This is a genomic window from Sulfurimonas iocasae, assembly GCF_047716755.1.
GTDB lineage: Bacteria > Campylobacterota > Campylobacteria > Campylobacterales > Sulfurimonadaceae > Sulfurimonas.
In genome coordinates, this window is the sequence record NZ_CP180409.1 from 1,607,316 (window position 1) to 1,625,215 (window position 17,900).

Consider the following 17,900-nt stretch of genomic DNA (forward strand, 5'->3'; position numbering starts at 1 on the left):
TAAAAAATATATTTAAGACTTAATTTGTTTCTAGGCTACTTCAAAGAACTAATAGCCTGTTTTGCGATATCAATAAACCCATCAGCTCCAGGTACAAAAGGGATAAGAGATGTCCCTATTCCTCCCCAGATAACAAGTAGTGCCATTACAACAATAAGTATAGTACTTATATCAAACGGGAAATTTTTTTGAGGTTTATCAGATTCATAGAAGTACATCATAGCAATAAGTTTGAAGTAGTAATAAACTGATATAAAAGCCGTCAAAATCCCAAGACCTGCCAGAAAAATCTGTCCTGATTCTATGGCACTCGTAAATATATAAAATTTTCCTAGAAATCCTATAGTTGAAGGAAATCCTGCTAGAGAGAGCATAAATATACTCATCATTATCGCCATATATGGACGCCTAGAAGCAAAACCTTTAAAATCTTCATAGTGCATCTGCCTCTTACTCTGTGAAGCGATAAAGCTAAGAATACCAAATGCGCCGACAGAACTTAAAAAGTATGCAATAAGATAAAACATAATAGCCGGAGCTGCAAGCTCTGAACCCAGACCGATGGACGATATTGCAATAAGCAGATATCCACTATGAACGATGGATGAACCAGCAAGCATTCGCTTAACCAGTGTTTGGCTAATTGCGAGCCATGAACCCCCAATAAGAGTCAGTATAGTTATAGCTTGAAGTATCTCAGTCCAGAAGCTGTTAATAGGTCCAAAGTTGACTATAAAAAGACGCAAGGCAATTGCAAAAATAGCTATTTTAAATGTAGATGCCATAAACATTGTAATTGGATATGGTGCACCGTGATAAACATCAACTACCCATGAGTGAAAAGGCACAGCTCCAATTTTAAACATGATAGTAATCATGATAAAGGTACTACCAACAATCAGCATAGTCATATCTTCTATATTGTTACTAGATACATAGCTAGATATTTGTGTAAGTGATGTAGAACCTACAGCCCCATAAATAAGAGCAGTTCCAAGCATAAAAAACACACCAGTCATGGAACCTAAAATCACATACTTCATCATCGCTTCTGAACTTATTTTGTTATTTTTATGATAACCAACAAGAACGTAAACGCTAATTGAAGCAATTTCTAAGGCTATAAAAACTGTTACAAGTTCATGAGCATGCGAGAGCATCATCATTCCAAAAACACTAAATAAAATTAGTGCAAAATACTCTCCATTAAAATATTGACGACTTTTAAAATAGTCATTATTTATAAGAAGTGTAAGAATTGCTCCAGCTGTAAACATAAGATCAAAGATTGTTGCAAAATCATCGAGAATAAAACTCTCTTTAAAAACACTCTCAAAAAGAAAAGTGCTAGTATGATTTCCAAGAGTATAGTATTGCATTGCAAATGAGATAATTAGAAAAAACACCGCAACAATATTTAATCTATCAAGTTTAATCCGTCTAGAGTTGCTAAGTAACATTAAAATAAATGCACCTATAACGATAATAGCCATCGGCATTGCAAGTAGAAGTTGTTCAATCATTTCACTCCTCCTATTACAAGCATAAACTCTTGTAGTGTAGTGTATAGCTGTGTCTCATAAAGTTGCATAAAAAATGAAGGTACTATGCCCGTAGCTAGCAAAAGTATAAGTAATGGCAGAAGCATTACGATCTCTCTAATACTCAAGTCACTATATTTTATGTCATTATTTGATTGACCAAAAAGAGTTCTTTGAAGCATCCAAAAAACATATATCATAGCTGAGAGCATAGTTGTAGCTGTTAAAACTCCTATCCAAATACTTGCTTTAAATGCACCAATAATAATTAAAAGTTCTGCTACAAAACCTCCAGTTCCAGGTAGTCCAGCAATACTAAGTGCGAAAAATGTAAAGAAAAATGTAAACTTTGGAGCCTTTGATGCTATACCACCCAAAGAAGAAATATTAACCGTTTTAAATCTCTTATATGTCAAGCCTATCATTAAAAAAATACCGGTACTAGCAAGTGCATGAGTTACAATAAAATAAAGACTTCCACTCCAAGCATACTCATTTGTCAAAAATATACCAAGGGCAATCAAAGAGAGGTGTGAACCTGAAGAATAAGCAAACATCTTTCTAAGATTGTCTTCTGTTATCGCACGCACAGCATAGTATAAAAGACCAATAAGAGCGAGAACTATAATCGTAGGTGCATAGTAAGACAATGTAGTTTCAAACAGACCATATCCAAATCTCCAAATACCGTAGATACCAAGCTTTGCCATAATAGCCGACATAATAACAACTGCCGGAGTCGGTGCAGAACCATATGCTGGAGCCATCCAAGTGTGAAAACCTACAAGAGGAATTTTTATTGCAAATGCAAGTAAAAATCCAGCTGTAAGCCAAATAGATGTTTGTGCGTTAAATACCAGAGTAGCTAAATCACTTAGAGAAAAACTCCACATTCCAGTAGTCTCGAAATAGATATATCCAAGATACAGAATTGAAAATAGCATACTCATAGAACCTAAGATTGTCATCAACACTATTTTCATAGAGTTATACTGGTGCATACCGTTTCCATACTTTCCAATCATAATAAAAATAGGCAAAAGCATAGTCTCCCAAAATAGATAAAAAAGAATAAGGTCTAATGATAAAACAGCCCCTGTAACACCAGTTTGAAGAAGCATCATATTATACCAATAACCTTTTCTATTTTCATGAAACATATAGATATATAGAGGTGGCATCAAAGAAGTTATTAGAAGCAAGATTATCAAAGAGAGGTAATCAACACCTATATAGTAGCTGATACCTGCATTTTTAATCCATGGAAGATCTTGAGCAAATTGAATTCCAAGAGTTGTGTCAAAGTTATATGTAAGTATCCCAACAAGAAATAGTGTCGCTATAGATGAAAACATCGCTCCGATTTTTAATACTCTTATCGGTGCTCTAAATATTCCAAGAACAACAGCCATAAAAAGTGGTAAAAAGATTATATTTGTAAGAATATGGCTTATCATGATAGTAGTCCTAATTTCAATAGCATGTAAAATGATATACCGGAGATACCTATTAAAATATACATCGCATAGAACCTTACTTTTGCGTTTTGAAGTTTAGAGAAAAGCTGTGCTGATTTTGTGTAACCCCATACATTGAAGTTGATAAAACCGTCAAAGATTTTCGGGTCTATTGTGTTAGCAATCAGACGACTTAGCACAAGAAGTGGTCTTAGTATAATAAACTCATATATCTCATCAATATAAAATTTGTTTACTACAACTCTTTTGAAGATTGTGTCTGTTTTTGCCTCTTGAGCCTCAACAGCAAACATTTTATATGCTAAACCCATACCCATTAGAGCTAGAAGCACATTTAGTCCGCCAAGTATATACTCAGTGGCGTGGGAGATATGAATAGTTGTATCAGGCAGAGCTAAAAATGTATTAAACCAAGAACTTCCACCGTAAGCTTCATTTACTCCAAGCAGACCCGCTGTTGCACTTCCAAATGCCAAAAAGACAAGAGGGGTAGTCATTGAACTTGGAAGAGCATAAACTTTTTTAGACTCTTTTGGTGATGAGTGAAAAACACTAAAGAGCATTCTAAACATATAAAAGGCAGTGAGCATGGCAGTTAGTGAGCCAACTCCCCAGATAATATAATGCTCGTGAGCAAAGGCGGAGACCAAGATGGCATCTTTAGAAAAAAATCCTGCAAACGGAGGTATACCGCTGATTGCAAGTGTAGCTATAAACATAGTGATATAGACTAACTTTAAATCTTTTTTCAATCCACCCATCTTAAATATATTTTGTTCATGATGCAAAGCGATTATAACGGCACCAGCACCCATAAAAAGAAGTGCTTTAAAAAATGCATGAGTAAAAACATGAAAGATTCCACTGCTGTAAGCACCCAACCCTACGGCTATAAACATATAACCAAGTTGACTCATTGTGGAGTACGCAAGTATCTTTTTTATATCACTTTGGTATGAGGCTATGATGGCGGCAAAGAGTGCAGACGTAGCTCCTATTGTAGCAATGAAGAGTCCAATATCTGGAATCTCTACATACAAAAAGCTGTATCTTGCAACCATATAAACGCCGGCTGTAACCATAGTAGCTGCATGAATTAAAGCTGAGACAGGAGTTGGTCCAGCCATTGCATCTGGCAACCACACATAAAGTGGAATCTGTGCGGATTTACCCATGGCTCCGACAAAAAGAAGCACTCCAATCAAGCTTAACATTTCAGGCTCTATTATATGAATATTTGCTTTTATAGAATCAAAGGTAAATCCTGTTCCTTCTAAAGAGACAAACAAAAGTGACAGAGCCATGATAAAACCAAAATCACCTACACGGTTTAGTATAAAAGCTTTGTTTGCGGCTGTTATATTTTTAGACTCTGTATGATAAAAACCGATAAGAAAATAAGAAGATAATCCAACAAGTTCCCAACCTACAAACATCATAATAGGGTTGTCTGCCAAAACAAGAAGAAGCATACTTCCCATAAAAAGGTTAAAATAGCTAAAGAATTTTCCATAAGCCTTGTCATCTCTCATATATCCTGCAGCATAGATATGAATAAGAGTTCCAATAAGAGTTATAAAAGATATCATTACTACGCTGAGTCTATCTGCCATAAATGCAACAGAGATATTAAAATCTCCTACACTTATCCATGTAAAAAGGGATTCATGAATTGTATCAGCACCGCTAAGAAGCCGAAATCCAACCAAAAAAGATAGTAGTGTCATGATAACTGGTGACGCAATTCCAACCATGGTGTAAAATGCGTATCGTTTTTTGTTGGTGTTTCCAAGATAAACTAGAGCCATTAAAAGAGCTGAGAGGAATGGCAATATAACAATTAGACTAAGCATTTGAATCTGCCTCTTTTAATTTATCTAAATCATCACTATCTATAGTTCTGTTTTCTCTGTAAATATGAACAATCATTGCCAGGAATATAGCCGCTTCTGCTGCAATTACAGCAATAATCAAAAGTGCAATAACAGAACCGCTTGCATCTCCGAGTATCTTTGAAAAGGTTGCAAGCACAAGATTTACAGAACTTAGCATTAACTCTATTGACATATATACAACAAACAAATTTCTTCTGCTTATTAGACCAACAAGTCCTATGCTAAAGAGTAATGAAGCCAAAAGAAAAAACATATCCGGTGTCATGATTGCTCCTTAGGTATGTTATCACTCTTTCTTGCTATTACGATAGCACCAACCATAGCAGTAAGAAGTAAAATAGATACAATCTCAAAAGGTAGAACCCATTCACTAAATAGTAGTTTTCCTATTACTTTAGAGCTAATTGTCTCCATTTCACTAAAGTTTTGATGCATAGAGGTAAGAGTTTTGTAGAGCAATAGAGTAAAGGGTGTAACCAAGATTGATGAAAATATTATCCATTTGAACTTGTTTGGCTCATAAGGCATATTTTCATCTTTAGCATTAACAGTCAAAATTGTCAGCATACTTAAAACAACAACTGCTCCAACTGAAACCATTATCTGAGCCAATGCCAAGAATCTACTATCAAGAAGAGCAAACATTCCTGCAAGTCCTATCATGGCAACTAAAAATCCAAAAGCGCTAAAGAGAGTCTGCTTGTTACTAATCATAGCAATACTTCCGCCAAGCATAAACATCGCCAAAATACTAAATATACTAATCTCGAGCACTACACGTCTCCTCTCCAAAAGCACCTTTGTTTGCTAAAAGTTGTTCTTTACTTAGCACAAAGTCTTCCCTTTTATTTCCTGTAAGTGAAAAGATACCTGTATCCATTCGAATAGCATCACATGGACAAGCTTCTACGCAATAACCGCAAAATACACACTCTAAAGTATCTATAAAAAATGTTTTTGGCATCTTTTCATCATGACCGTCGTTTCTAGCTGTCGCCTCAATAAAAATACAATTTGAGGGACAAGCTGTAGCACACATAAAACAAGCTACGCAAGCTATAGAAGAATCAGCTCTATGAGTTAATCTATGAAGACCTCTGTATCTGTTTGTAATGTCCCTTGGTTGCTCTTGCGGATACTCTAAAGTATCAATGCTATTAGAATCATTAAGATTGTTAAACAGATGTTTAAATGTAACTTTTACACCATCATATATAGCAGGCAGATAAAGCTTGTCTTTAAAACTGCTTCCGTACCTTGGGATTACTTTTATGTTTTGACTCATAAATTCACTCCTACAACTACTATAGCTGTTATAAAGATATTAAAAAGTGCAAGAGGAAGTAGATAGTACCAACCCAATTTTTGCACCTGATCGTAACGAAACCTTGGAACTGTCCATCTTATAAGAATAAAAAAGATGTTAAACATCATAAGCTTAACTACAAAAACAACTATCTGAAAGAGTGTTATTGCAATATTATTTGCAAATGCGCTATCAGCTAAAAATACTAGGTACATTAAAATAGCTTCGACTAAAAGAGTCATCCCTATCATAGCTATAGTTAAGATCTTAGTCTCAAAATCTCGTCCACCATCTGTTGAAACAGTAGGTCTTACAGTGTTGTTTTTGCGCATCCATCTTATTAGGATTGTAACAATAATTGGCATGATAACCATTAGTGAAACAGCAAGAACAGAGAAGTTCTCAAGAAGCATCTCAGTTGATACCCAAGGAATCTGGTAACCACCAAAAATCATGGTAATAATAACTGCACTTGCAGTGTTCATAGCTACATACTCACCCATAAAATACATTGCAAACTTCATAGCAGTATATTCCGTCATAAAGCCTGCAACAATCTCACTCTCGCCCTCAGCAACTGTAAAAGGATTACGATTTGTCTCGGCAAAAAGAGAAACTATCAAAATTATCGCAGCAAGAGGCTGAACTAAAATCCCCCAAGAAGGAAGAAAACCAAAAAAAGTTCCACTCTGCCAAGTGACCATAGCATTAAAATCTACAGTGTCATATGTAATAATAAAAGCTAAGATGCTAAGACCCAAAGGAAGCTCATAACTTACAACCATTGAGCTAGCTCTTATAGCACCTAAGAGCGAATATTTATTGTGAGACAACCATCCGCCAAAGATAACTCCTAAAACTCCAATGGCACTAATAGCCATATACCAAAAAATACCAAAATCAATCGGCAAAGCGGAGATTCGAAGACTCTCACCGTCTATAACAATAGTATCTGCAAACGGTATAGCCATAAAGGCTAAAAGTGCTGCTGTAAATGTAATAATCGGAGCGAGCATAAAAAGCCATTTTCCACTTTTAATATGTGATGGATAGTACTCTTCTTTTAGTAGAAGTTTTACAACATCGGCAAATGACTGAACAACTCCACCTAAGCGAAAACCACCTATATTTGTACGGTTTGGTCCAAGTCTGTCTTGAATAAGACCCGCAACTCTACGCTCAAGCCACACTAAAACAGGTATAGTCAAAAGTGCAAGTAAAGTACCAAGAGCAAATGAGATAATCGCTACGACTATTGCTGAGATACTCACACTCTAACCTTTTGTATCCACTCTTGTATAGTTGGAATAGGAGTGTTTTTAAAAACTGCTCTCTCACAAGCTTGAGTTATACCGTCTTCATTTGTTAGATGCCCTGAACTCTCACTATATGCCGCTATTGGAAATGTCAGTTCTAAACCATCATTTTCATGAGTTAAAAAACTAATTTTTTCACTTGCATGAATATCCGATGGATGATTGAAGTTTATAATTAAATCGCTTTTTACAGTGCTAGACTCTGCTATGTTTAAACTTTGTATTGTCTTATAATTTGCAGCTCTCATAGAGCTTTTTAGCATAGCATCTTCAAAATCTTCATCTTTATAAATATTCAAAGGAGATATAACCTGTGCATCTATCTCTTTTGCAAACTCTAAAATAGCCTCTATCTCTTCAGTGTAGAGGTTAGCATCTACTATAATTGTTGTATTACTCTTATATTTACTGACCTTAGACTTAAACTCTTTTATAGCTTCATCTTCGCTCAGTTGTTTGTTTTTAAAAACTATATTTTCTTGACGATTTTTTTCAAGCTCTTTGTAACTGAGTCTTCCCTCATCGCAGATGAAAAAACCGTTTACAGCATCATTTCTTCTAGGGCGAAACCTATATACAACATCATCTTTATACTTCATTTTATTGTGATCTATATAGATGTTACACCCTTTTGCACAGCCGTGGCAAATGGATTTACTAACCTTTAAAAACCAGACTCTTTGAGAGAATCTAAAGTCTTTACTTGTTAATGCTCCAACAGGACATAAATCTACAACATTCATAGCATATGGGTTGTCGAGTTTTCTACCAGGAATCGTACTTACTTTTGCATCGTCACCTCTGCCTATTATTCCAAGTTCATGCGTATGTGTGATTTTATCTGTGAATCTTGTACATCTTGCACATAAAACACATCTCTCTTGGTCAAGCATAACGTTTGACCCTAAATCAATATGCTTGTCGTGTTTCACTTTTTCTTGTATTGTCACCTCTGTATCGTGAAGTCCATGTTCCATATAGAATTTTTGCAAAGAACATTCTCCGGCCTGATCACAAACTGGGCAATCAACTGGATGATTTATCAACTCCAGCTCCAAAATATCTCTTCTTATCTTATGTATCTGCTCTGTTTTTGAGCGAACTTCCATGCCCTCTTTAACAAATGTGTCACAAGCTATCTGTGGTCTTTTTTGCCCCTCAATCTCAACCATGCACATTCTGCAGTTTCCATCAGCTCCGAGTGATTCATGGTAACAAAAATATGGAACTTTTATCTTCTCTTTTATTAGTAAATCGATAAGAAGAGAACCTTCTTCCACACTGTAAGTTTTAGCATCTACAATTACATCTACCATCTCACTCATAGTGCCTCCTCAAACTCATCTCTAAACTTTTCAATAAAAGAGACTAAAACAGTTGAAACAGACGGTGCAAAAACACAAATGGTTTTTCCATTCATAACATCTGCTAAATCCAAGAGTTTATCTATATCTGCTTTAGTACCTTTTTTATCTAGTATCTTTGCTACGATCTTGTCACTCCAACCGGTTCCCTCACGACAAGGTGTACACTGTCCACATGATTCTTCATGGTAAAACTCTAAAATATTTTTTAAAACCTCAACCATATCTGTATCTTCATCCATAATTATCATGCCACCTGTTCCAAGTGAACTTCCAATAGAACGAAGAGCTTCATAATCAAGAGTAAGATTTTCACACTCTCTTGCGGTTAAAACACCACATGAAACACCACCAGGAATAACAGCTTTTAGTTTTTTACCATTTTTAATTCCACCACCAAAATAGTTTATATATTCCATCATAGACACACCAAATTCATATTCATAAACACCGGGTTTCTCAATATGACCACTCATAGCAAAAAGCAGAGTTCCAGGACTTTTTTCTGTCCCAAATTCTCTGTAAGCATCTGAGCCGTTTTGTATTATAAAAGGAACTGAAGCTATAGTCTCAACATTATTTACAAGTGTTGGATTACCAAAGTACCACTCTGGTTCTTTTTGTTTTGGCTTTAGTCTTGGATGACCACGTTTACCTTCCATAGACTCTAGTAGAGCAGATTTTTCTCCACAGATATACGCACCAGCACCACGATGTATAGTTATATCACACTCATCTAAAAGTCCATCAGCATAAGCTTCATCTATAGCCGCTTGTAAAATATGCTGAAATTGAAAATATTCTCCGCGAATATAGATATAAGCGTGCTTTACCTTAACGCTATAACAAGTTAAGATAATTCCCTCAATAAGAAGATGAGGGTCTTTTGAGATAATCTGTCTATCTTTAAAAGTTCCTGGCTCACTCTCATCACAGTTAACTGCCAAAAATGACGCTTTATCAGAATCTTGAGGCATTAGTTCCCACTTATCACCAGCAGATGCCCCACCTCCACCTTTTCCTCTTAGGTTTGCATCTTTAATAATCTGAATCATATCTGTAGGTGAATACTCATCCATTTTTGCTAAGCTTGCGTATCCATTATTGGCTTTTGCAACCTCTAAAGTGTGAGAGTTTTCAAGCTCAAATTTACGAGATACTATTTTGCAATCTCTCATTTAAGCTCCTTTAAAATTTCATCCACTTTTTTGATTGTAAGATTTTCATAATAGATATCATTTATCTGCATTACTGGTGCAGTTGAACATGAGCCTAAACACTCAACATGCTTAATTTTTACATCTTTAGAACTCAGATGCTTTAAAATTTCATCACTTCCGCAAAGCTTACAAGAGAGAGTTTTACATACTTGAACTTTTAGTTTATCTTGAGACTCAAGCTCAAACATGGAGTAGAATGTAGCTACTCTGTATACCTCCATAGGAGGTATATTTATCTGCTTAGATATTTCATCTATAGCTTCTATGGAGATGTACCCATCTTGATACTGAACCATCCATAGACAGGGAAGGCAAAGAGCTTCTTGGCTTGGATATCTTGTTTTTAGTTCTGATATTTTTTCTAAATTTTCTTGTGTAAATGTAAACATTATCTATCCATCTCTCCCGCTATTATGTTGAGGCTTCCCAAAGTCATAATCGCATCTGCGACTTGATAGTTCTCTATTATTTTTGGATAGGCTGCCATATGGTAAAAACTAGGTGGTCTTACTTTTACTTTATATGGTGTTCCGCTTCCATCACTTACTATATAAAACCCAAGTTCACCATTTGCAGCTTCAAAAGCACCGTAGTATTCACCCTCTGGAACTTTCACACCTTCAGTTACAAGCATGAACTGATTCATCATATCTTCAATTCCACCGTACACACAGCTCTTTTTTGGCATTGTAATTCTTCTGTCACTTACATTTATATCGCCATCTGGCATTCTCTTTACTGCTTGACGAATAATCTTCATGCTTTCATTCATCTCTTCAAAACGAACCATCATTCTGTCATAAGTGTCACCTACTGAACCGACAACCATATCAAAGTCAAAAGTATCATAGTAGTAGTGTGGTTTAGCAAACCTTAAATCATAAGCTACTCCGCTTGCACGAAGATTTGGTCCTGTAAATCCATAGCTGATAGCTTGCTTGACGCTAACTGGAGATATATCTTGAATACGATCATTGTAGATTCTATTGTGTGTAATCATCTTTAGTGATTCAGTGATTCCAAAATCAATTTTTGTCAAAACATCTTCTAAATCACTCTGCCAACCATCATACAAGTCATGCGTCATTCCACCTATTCTCATATATGAGTTTGTAAGTCTAGCTCCGGTAAGTTTTGATAAAAAATCGTAAGCATCATTACGAGGATTAAACAGATACCAGTAGTTAGTCTGTCCACCCATATCTAGAAGTCCTGCAGCCAAACATACAAGATGGTCAATTACTCTAGAGAGTTCAGCCAGTATAACTCTTATAAAGATTCCACGATCTGGCAGAGTTATATCCATCATCTCCTCAACAGTCTTTGCAAAAGCAATGTTGTTCATAAGTGCCGAACAGTAGTTAAGTCTGTCCGTGTATGGAATAATCTGGTTGTAGTTATGATTTTCACAACTCTTCTCAAAACCACGGTGTAAGTATCCTATCTCAGATGCTGCCGCTACAATTTTTTCACCATCTAGTGCTGCTAAGGTTCTGATAGTACCATGACTTGCTGGATGTGATGGACCAAGATTTACTATCATCAAATCATCTTTATTCATATCCAGTTCTCTATCTTTGAGAAGCGGTTTCATCTCATCCATCAAATCTTGTGAAGTTGTACAGTACTGACCTTTGGTAATTTCATAATCTTTTCTAAGTGGATGACCTACAAACTCCATATGATTAAGCAGACGTTTTAGCATCTTATGGTTTGCAAAGTTTATGCCGTATTGGTCGTAAACTTCTCTCTCAGCCCACTCAGCTGAGGCAAAAAGTGCAGATATAGATTCTACTCCGACTTCTTCATCTGCAACTGCTACTTTATAAATCTTAGTCTCTTTAAACCCTGAGTGTCTAAGTATATAAACAAGTTCAAACCTAGTAGATGCTGGATGACTTTTATCAAGGTTATCTATGCACGTAATATCAAGCAAAAGTGTAAAACCATCTTTTTCTTTAGCATCTTTAATAGTTTGAAAAATTTCAGAAGAATCTATTATTATAAAATTAGACATCATCTAACTTACCTTTAAACTCAGTGTTTCTTACTTTAAAACTCTCTTCACGTTTAAGTTGTCTTTGTATATCTAAAACAGCATCTAGTATGGCTTCAGGACGAGGAGGACAACCTGCTACATATACATCTACAGGAACTATCTCATCTATTCCTTGAAGAGTTGTGTAGTTGTCATAAAATCCGCCAGTTGATGCACAAGCCCCAACTGCTATTACCCATTTAGGTTCTGGCATCTGATCGTAAATCTGCTTTAAAATAGGAGCTTGCTTATAGCTAACAGTCCCCGCTACTACAAGTAAGTCAGCATGACGAGGAGAAAATCTAAGAACTTCTGCCCCAAATCTTGAAATATCGTAACGACTCGCTGCTGTAGCCATAAACTCAATAGCACAACATGCCGTACCAAAGACAAAAGGCCATAAAGAAGCTTCACGACCCCAGTTTATAACTGCATCTAGTTTTGTAGTAACTACTGCATCGTCGAGCATATGAGTGTTGCTTAAGTCCATTTTAGTACCCCAGATTTGTATACATAGATAAGTCCACCGATAAGTAGAGCCATAAAGATGAACATCTCCATAAGAGCAAAAAGACCAAACTCTCTAAGGTTTAAAGCCCATGGAAACATAAAAAGAACTTCCACATCGAAGATAAGAAAAATTATTCCAACTATAAAAAACTTAACGTTGAAACCATCAAAAGAATCTTTATGCGTAAGGCGTATGCCACCTTCAACAGGTTCATTTTTTCGCTCATTGTCACTTGAAGTACCTAAATACTTTGTCAGGTGAAAAAGCAAAGGTAAGAGTATTGCTAGTGCTGCTATCATAATGGAGGCTAAAAAATTAGAATCTGACATCTTTCTCATTTATGTTTAATTTAGTGTATTAGCTTATTTAACATTATATCAATATCTTATTCATAATGATTACAAGTTTAAAAATTTGATGCAATTTATCAAAGAATAAAATGGGGACAGTACAGCATACATAATAATTATTATATACTAAAAAATATAATTTTTTTATTTGAGTAATCATGATTATGCCTGATTTAGATATAATTGCACTATTATAAATACCGAGGTTATTAGTTGCGTTTTTTACTACTTATTTTATTAACTTTTACACTTTCTTATGCCTCTTCGTCTTATGAGCTTGGCAAAAAGCTTTATATGGAAAAAGGGTGTTTTTCTTGTCATGGTTCTAAGCTTGAAGGGATGCATAAGTATCCTCGTCTTGCAAACCGAGCAAAGGGCTTTCTTACTTACAAACTTAAACGATTTCGTAATAAAAAATCAGATAACCAACAACAAGAGATGATGATAGCTTTTGCTGTTTCACTAAGCGATAAGGATATCGAAAATTTAGTAGCATATATGACTGATTATGTTGAGGATGAAAATACTGAGAGATATGATGATAGTTTTCAAACACAGGGGGATGGTGGATCATGAAAGTATTGGTTAGTGCTTTAGAACACTCGGCAAACATGCATCTTAAGTCTCTCAAAAAAGAGCTTAGTGATGAGACAGAATTTATTGGAATATTTGATAGTGACTTGGGTGACTCTATAGTAGATCTTAGAAGTCTGGCTATCATGGGATTTGTAGATGCCATCAAAAAACTACGCTACTTTTTAAAGCTAAACTCGCAGATGGTTGATTTAGCCCAAGATGCAGACAAAGTTCTGCTTATAGACTCATCAGGATTTAATCTTCCGCTGGCTAAAAAAATAAAAAAACGATACCCAAACAAAGAAATTATTTACTACATCTTACCTCAAGCTTGGGCATGGAAGAAAAAACGGATTCCTGTTCTAGAAAAGACTATAGACCATTTAGCTTCTATACTTCCCTTTGAGAAAGAGTATTACTCACCTAACGCTCCCATAACTTATGTTGGGCATCCACTACTTGATATCATAAAAGATTTTAAACAAGAAATTAGCAATGATGTAAAAAATATTGCTTTTATGCCTGGAAGTCGTAAGGGCGAGATAAAAAAACTCATGCCGATTTTTGAAGAAGTTAGCCGTAAACTTGGGATTGAGTCAACTATTATTATTCCAAAGCACTTCACAAAAGAAGATATAAAAGAGCTTTATGGTAACCTATCGGGTTTTAAAATAGCCGAAGATGCACATAAAACTCTTTATGAAGCAGATTTTGCGTTTATCTGTAGTGGTACGGCTACACTTGAAGCAGCACTAATAGGAACTCCTTTTGTGCTTAGCTACATTGCCAAACCATTAGACTACTTCATTGCGTCTAAACTGGTTAAACTAAGTCATATAGGTCTTAGTAACATCATGTTTACACAGTTTAATGACAGAGACTTACATCCGGAATTTATTCAAGAAGATGTAACAGCAGATAATCTCATAAAAGCTTTTAATGAGTATGACAGAAGTACATTTTTAGATGATTCAAAAAGTCTAAGAGCTTACTTAAAACACGGTAGTTCAAAAAACATAGCAGCAATTATAGAGGATAAAAATGAAAATTAATTTTATAGATTTACAGGCACAATATTTAGAGTATCAAGCAGAAATAGACAGTGAAGTTTTAGAGGTATTTAGCTCGGCTCAGTTTATCGGTGGAGCTAAACTAAACGCTCTTGAAGAGAACTTAGCTACTTATACAGGTGCCAAACATGCTATCGGTTGTAGCAGTGGAACAGATGCTCTTTTACTATCTCTTATGGCTTTAAATATCGGTTATGGTGATGAAGTTATAACTACTCCTTTTACATTTATTGCTACTGCTGAAGTAATAGCTTTTTTGGGTGCTAAACCTATTTTTGTTGATATTGATGAGAAAAGCTACAATATAGATCCTACTAAGATTGAGAGCGTAATTACAGAAAAAACTAAAGCTATCATGCCTGTTTCGCTTTATGGTCAATGTGCAGATATGGATGCTATAAATGAAATAGCCAAAAGACATGAAATCCCTGTAATCGAAGACGCTTGCCAGAGTTTCGGTGCTACTTACAATGGAAAAAAATCTTGTAATCTCTCAACTATAGGTTGTACAAGTTTCTTTCCATCAAAACCTCTTGGTGCTTATGGTGACGGTGGAGCTATCTTTACAAATGATGATGAACTTGCAGCAAAAATGAGAATGTTGCTTAATCATGGTCAAAATGAAAGATATAAACATAAATACATCGGTATGAATGGTCGTTTAGATGCTGTTCAAGCTGCAATTTTAAATGTTAAGCTAAAACACTTTGACAAAGAAGTAAAGACTCGAGATGAGATAGGTACAAGATATAATGACCTTCTCGAAGATGCTGATGTTATAACTCCAAAAATTGCGGAGAATAACACTAGTGTATTTGCTCAGTACTCTATAAGAACTAAAGAGAGAGAGGAGTTAATCGCTAAACTTAGTGCTTTAGAGATTCCAACTGCAGTTCACTACCCAGTTCCACTTCACCTCCAAGAAGCCTTTGCAAATCTTGGTTACAAAGAGGGAGATTTTCCTATCAGCGAAGAGATATCGACTCAAATCATGTCACTTCCTATGAGTCCGTATCTTACAGAAGCTCAACAAGACTTTATTGTTAAATCTATAAAAGGCGAATAATGAAAAACATTTCGATAGTCGGCTTAGGCGTAATGGGGAAAAACCACTACAAAACTCTAAAAAATATTAAGGGTGCAAAGATAGTTGGACTATGTGATGTACATCATAGTGATGAGTATGAAGAACCATACTACACAGACTTTGAGACTATGCTTATTGAAACTAAACCTGACGCAGTTATCATTGTAACACCTACATTCTTACATAAAGAGATTGCTCTTGTTTGTGTTAAACACGATATTCATATGTTTATAGAAAAACCGGCAGCTTCAAGTGTAGCAGATGCAAAGATAATGGCAGAAGCGATAAAAGCTAAAAATCTTAAAAGCTGTGTAGGACATATTGAGAGGTTTAATCCTGTTGTAAAAGCTCTTATAAACGAAATATCAGAACATGAAGTGTTATCTATCTCTATTACTCGTAGTGGAGCATTTCCTGAGAGAATCGCAGATGTTGGAATTTTAACCGATCTCTCAGTTCATGATAGTGACCTTATTAGATTTATTACCCAAAAAGATATAGTTAGAAGTGCCGTTTTTAAATCTCAAAAAATTCACAAAACACACGAAGATAATGCAATTTTGGCATTTGAACTTGAAGGTTCAGTTGTTGGTGACATCACTACAAACTGGCTTACTCCTTACAGAAAAAGAAGTATTACTGTAGCTTGTAGAGTAGATACAAGCAGTAAGATAAAATACTTTGAAGCAGATTTACTTTCTCAAACACTCAAAGAGAGAATAAATATAGATGCTTCCTCTCACACAACAAGAAACTGTTTTGTAGCTAGAAGTAATGCTCTTAATGATGAGCTTGAAGCATTTGTCAACTACCTAGAGAGTGGAGACATTGGTTCTTTAGCTACTGTAGAAGACAGTATTATTACACTGGAGATTGCCAATGATTCATAAAAGCTCAATAATAGAAGATGGTGCTAAAATAGCTGATAATGTAGTCATAGGACCATTTTGTAATATTGGCAAAGATGTGGAGTTAAAGTCTGGTTGCAGACTAGAATCAAACGTGATTTTAAAAGGAAAACTCACAGTAGATGAAGGTGTAAGAATCTTTAGTTTTACAGCCATAGGTAATGAAAATTCAGAAATAGAGATAGGTGAAAAAACACATATCAGAGAATTTGTACAACTTGGTGCTCAAGAAGGCGAAGATGGTACAAGTAAAAAGATAACTATTGGTGCCAACAACTTTCTTATGGGGTATGTTCAAATACTTAGCGGAGCTGTTACAGGTGAGTTTTGTATCCTTACAAATGCTGTTAGAGTCAATGAAAATGTTACTTGTGAAGATAGAGTTATCGTTGGCGGTCTTAGTACCATAGAAGCCGGTAATACTATTGGTACAGGAGTAATGATTGGTGGAGCTTCATGTGTAGACCGCGACATACCTCCATTTACGCTTGTAGAGGGCAACAAAGCGACTGTTAAAGGTCTAAATGTTGTAGGTCTAAGAAGAAAACTTGAAAATAAAGAAGATATAGAAAAAATTAAATCTATTTTTAAACAGATACTTGGTGATGTAGTTGATAAAGAGCTGGCATCTGATATAGCTAAAAAGCATGAAAATGAGTATGCTAGAAAATTCGCTTCGTTTATCTCAACAAGTAATATTTAGTTGATTATATTAAACGATTGTAATTACCTCTAACACACCTGACATAACACTTGCCTTTTCTAGTGTTATTATAGGTTTTACCGCTTTTAAAATCAATATTTAATGCATTCATAATGTCTGAGAGGTTTGGTGAAGATGACCAATAGTGATTTGATTGAATATTTTTAAATCCATATCTTATAGCTGGGTCAAACTTACTTTCATCAACTATTGATTTTAGTTCTTTTAATCTTGGTAAGTACCAGTCATCATACCCTGCAAAAACCAAACTTCGACAATACTGTTTAGCATCTTTGCGATTTTTTCTTATAGTTTTAGCATCTATATTATCTTGCCACATCAAACCTGTATTCTTGTCTATTACTAACTCTTTTGCATCATCTCTGAGTAAAGCAATTTTTACCTTAGGCTTTACTTCTTTTTTTTGAATGTTTGGTGATTTTCCTAAGTTTATTTCATAAGAAAAAAGCATGGTGGTTATTAGTGTAATTTGTAGCAGTTTATTTATCATTTTATAAGTCTTTCTCCATTTAGGCT

General features: G+C 35.3%; 19 protein-coding genes. 5 read left to right on the plus strand and 14 right to left on the minus strand.

From position 1 onward, the window contains the following. Positions 1-35: 35 nt before the first annotated feature. From ACLHDE_RS08130 to ACLHDE_RS08190, 13 genes are read right to left on the minus strand one after another with little or no spacing between them, the layout of a single operon-like run. Positions 36-1,523, minus strand: coding sequence for an NADH-quinone oxidoreductase subunit N (locus tag ACLHDE_RS08130; protein ID WP_415395924.1), 1,488 nt, complete (start codon positions 1,521-1,523; stop codon positions 36-38). Then, the gene (locus ACLHDE_RS08135; RefSeq protein WP_415395925.1) at positions 1,520-2,998 is read right to left on the minus strand and encodes a complex I subunit 4 family protein; all 1,479 of its coding nucleotides are present in this window, start codon (positions 2,996-2,998) and stop codon (positions 1,520-1,522) included. Before ACLHDE_RS08135 ends, ACLHDE_RS08130 begins: the two co-directional genes overlap by 4 nt. Next, complete coding sequence (nuoL, locus tag ACLHDE_RS08140) at positions 2,995-4,872, minus strand: NADH-quinone oxidoreductase subunit L (protein ID WP_415395926.1); 1,878 nt, start codon at positions 4,870-4,872, stop codon at positions 2,995-2,997. Before nuoL ends, ACLHDE_RS08135 begins: the two co-directional genes overlap by 4 nt. After that, positions 4,865-5,179, minus strand: a complete 315-nt coding sequence (nuoK, locus tag ACLHDE_RS08145) for an NADH-quinone oxidoreductase subunit NuoK (protein WP_415395927.1) — start codon at positions 5,177-5,179, stop codon at positions 4,865-4,867. Before nuoK ends, nuoL begins: the two co-directional genes overlap by 8 nt. After that, complete coding sequence (locus tag ACLHDE_RS08150; RefSeq protein ID WP_415395928.1) at positions 5,176-5,688, minus strand: NADH-quinone oxidoreductase subunit J; 513 nt, start codon at positions 5,686-5,688, stop codon at positions 5,176-5,178. The genes nuoK and ACLHDE_RS08150 overlap by 4 nt, the downstream gene beginning before the upstream one ends. Next, positions 5,675-6,199 (minus strand): NuoI/complex I 23 kDa subunit family protein, encoded by a 525-nt coding sequence (locus ACLHDE_RS08155; protein ID WP_415395929.1) that lies wholly within the window; start codon positions 6,197-6,199, stop codon positions 5,675-5,677. Before ACLHDE_RS08155 ends, ACLHDE_RS08150 begins: the two co-directional genes overlap by 14 nt. After that, entirely contained in the window at positions 6,196-7,491 is a 1,296-nt protein-coding gene (locus ACLHDE_RS08160) for a complex I subunit 1/NuoH family protein (RefSeq protein WP_415395930.1), read from the minus strand. Before ACLHDE_RS08160 ends, ACLHDE_RS08155 begins: the two co-directional genes overlap by 4 nt. Then, on the minus strand, positions 7,488-8,861 hold the full coding sequence (locus ACLHDE_RS08165) for a 2Fe-2S iron-sulfur cluster-binding protein (protein ID WP_415395931.1): 1,374 nt from the start codon (positions 8,859-8,861) through the stop codon (positions 7,488-7,490). The genes ACLHDE_RS08160 and ACLHDE_RS08165 overlap by 4 nt, the downstream gene beginning before the upstream one ends. Further along, positions 8,858-10,078: an NADH-quinone oxidoreductase subunit NuoF gene (gene nuoF, locus ACLHDE_RS08170; protein ID WP_415395932.1), complete on the minus strand. Its 1,221-nt coding sequence runs from the start codon at positions 10,076-10,078 to the stop codon at positions 8,858-8,860. Before nuoF ends, ACLHDE_RS08165 begins: the two co-directional genes overlap by 4 nt. Continuing rightward, positions 10,075-10,509, minus strand: a complete 435-nt coding sequence (locus ACLHDE_RS08175) for an NAD(P)H-dependent oxidoreductase subunit E (protein ID WP_415395933.1) — start codon at positions 10,507-10,509, stop codon at positions 10,075-10,077. Before ACLHDE_RS08175 ends, nuoF begins: the two co-directional genes overlap by 4 nt. Further along, complete coding sequence (locus ACLHDE_RS08180; protein ID WP_415395934.1) at positions 10,509-12,140, minus strand: NADH-quinone oxidoreductase subunit D; 1,632 nt, start codon at positions 12,138-12,140, stop codon at positions 10,509-10,511. Before ACLHDE_RS08180 ends, ACLHDE_RS08175 begins: the two co-directional genes overlap by 1 nt. Then, positions 12,130-12,627: an NADH-quinone oxidoreductase subunit B gene (locus tag ACLHDE_RS08185; RefSeq protein ID WP_415398530.1), complete on the minus strand. Its 498-nt coding sequence runs from the start codon at positions 12,625-12,627 to the stop codon at positions 12,130-12,132. Before ACLHDE_RS08185 ends, ACLHDE_RS08180 begins: the two co-directional genes overlap by 11 nt. A gap of 11 nt (positions 12,628-12,638) precedes the next feature. Beyond that, positions 12,639-13,007: an NADH-quinone oxidoreductase subunit A gene (locus tag ACLHDE_RS08190; protein WP_415395935.1), complete on the minus strand. Its 369-nt coding sequence runs from the start codon at positions 13,005-13,007 to the stop codon at positions 12,639-12,641. Positions 13,008-13,232: 225 nt separating this feature from the next. Here ACLHDE_RS08190 and ACLHDE_RS08195 point away from each other — a divergent pair, with 225 nt between their 5' ends. Genes ACLHDE_RS08195 through ACLHDE_RS08215 form a run of 5 tightly spaced genes read left to right on the plus strand, consistent with a single transcriptional unit; the run spans position 13,233 to position 17,363 of the window. Further along, on the plus strand, positions 13,233-13,595 hold the full coding sequence (locus ACLHDE_RS08195; protein WP_415395936.1) for a c-type cytochrome: 363 nt from the start codon (positions 13,233-13,235) through the stop codon (positions 13,593-13,595). Then, positions 13,592-14,647, plus strand: coding sequence for a lipid-A-disaccharide synthase (lpxB, locus tag ACLHDE_RS08200; RefSeq protein ID WP_415395937.1), 1,056 nt, complete (start codon positions 13,592-13,594; stop codon positions 14,645-14,647). Before ACLHDE_RS08195 ends, lpxB begins: the two co-directional genes overlap by 4 nt. Next, entirely contained in the window at positions 14,637-15,731 is a 1,095-nt protein-coding gene (locus ACLHDE_RS08205; RefSeq protein ID WP_415395938.1) for a DegT/DnrJ/EryC1/StrS family aminotransferase, read from the plus strand. Before lpxB ends, ACLHDE_RS08205 begins: the two co-directional genes overlap by 11 nt. Further along, positions 15,731-16,642, plus strand: coding sequence for a Gfo/Idh/MocA family oxidoreductase (locus ACLHDE_RS08210; protein WP_415395939.1), 912 nt, complete (start codon positions 15,731-15,733; stop codon positions 16,640-16,642). The genes ACLHDE_RS08205 and ACLHDE_RS08210 overlap by 1 nt, the downstream gene beginning before the upstream one ends. After that, entirely contained in the window at positions 16,632-17,363 is a 732-nt protein-coding gene (locus tag ACLHDE_RS08215) for an acyl-ACP--UDP-N- acetylglucosamine O-acyltransferase (RefSeq protein ID WP_415395940.1), read from the plus strand. The genes ACLHDE_RS08210 and ACLHDE_RS08215 overlap by 11 nt, the downstream gene beginning before the upstream one ends. Before the next feature lie 4 nt (positions 17,364-17,367). Here the strand turns inward: ACLHDE_RS08215 and ACLHDE_RS08220 are convergent, their stop codons facing one another. Beyond that, on the minus strand, positions 17,368-17,874 hold the full coding sequence (locus ACLHDE_RS08220) for a DUF1566 domain-containing protein (protein ID WP_415395941.1): 507 nt from the start codon (positions 17,872-17,874) through the stop codon (positions 17,368-17,370). Positions 17,875-17,900 lie beyond the last annotated feature (26 nt).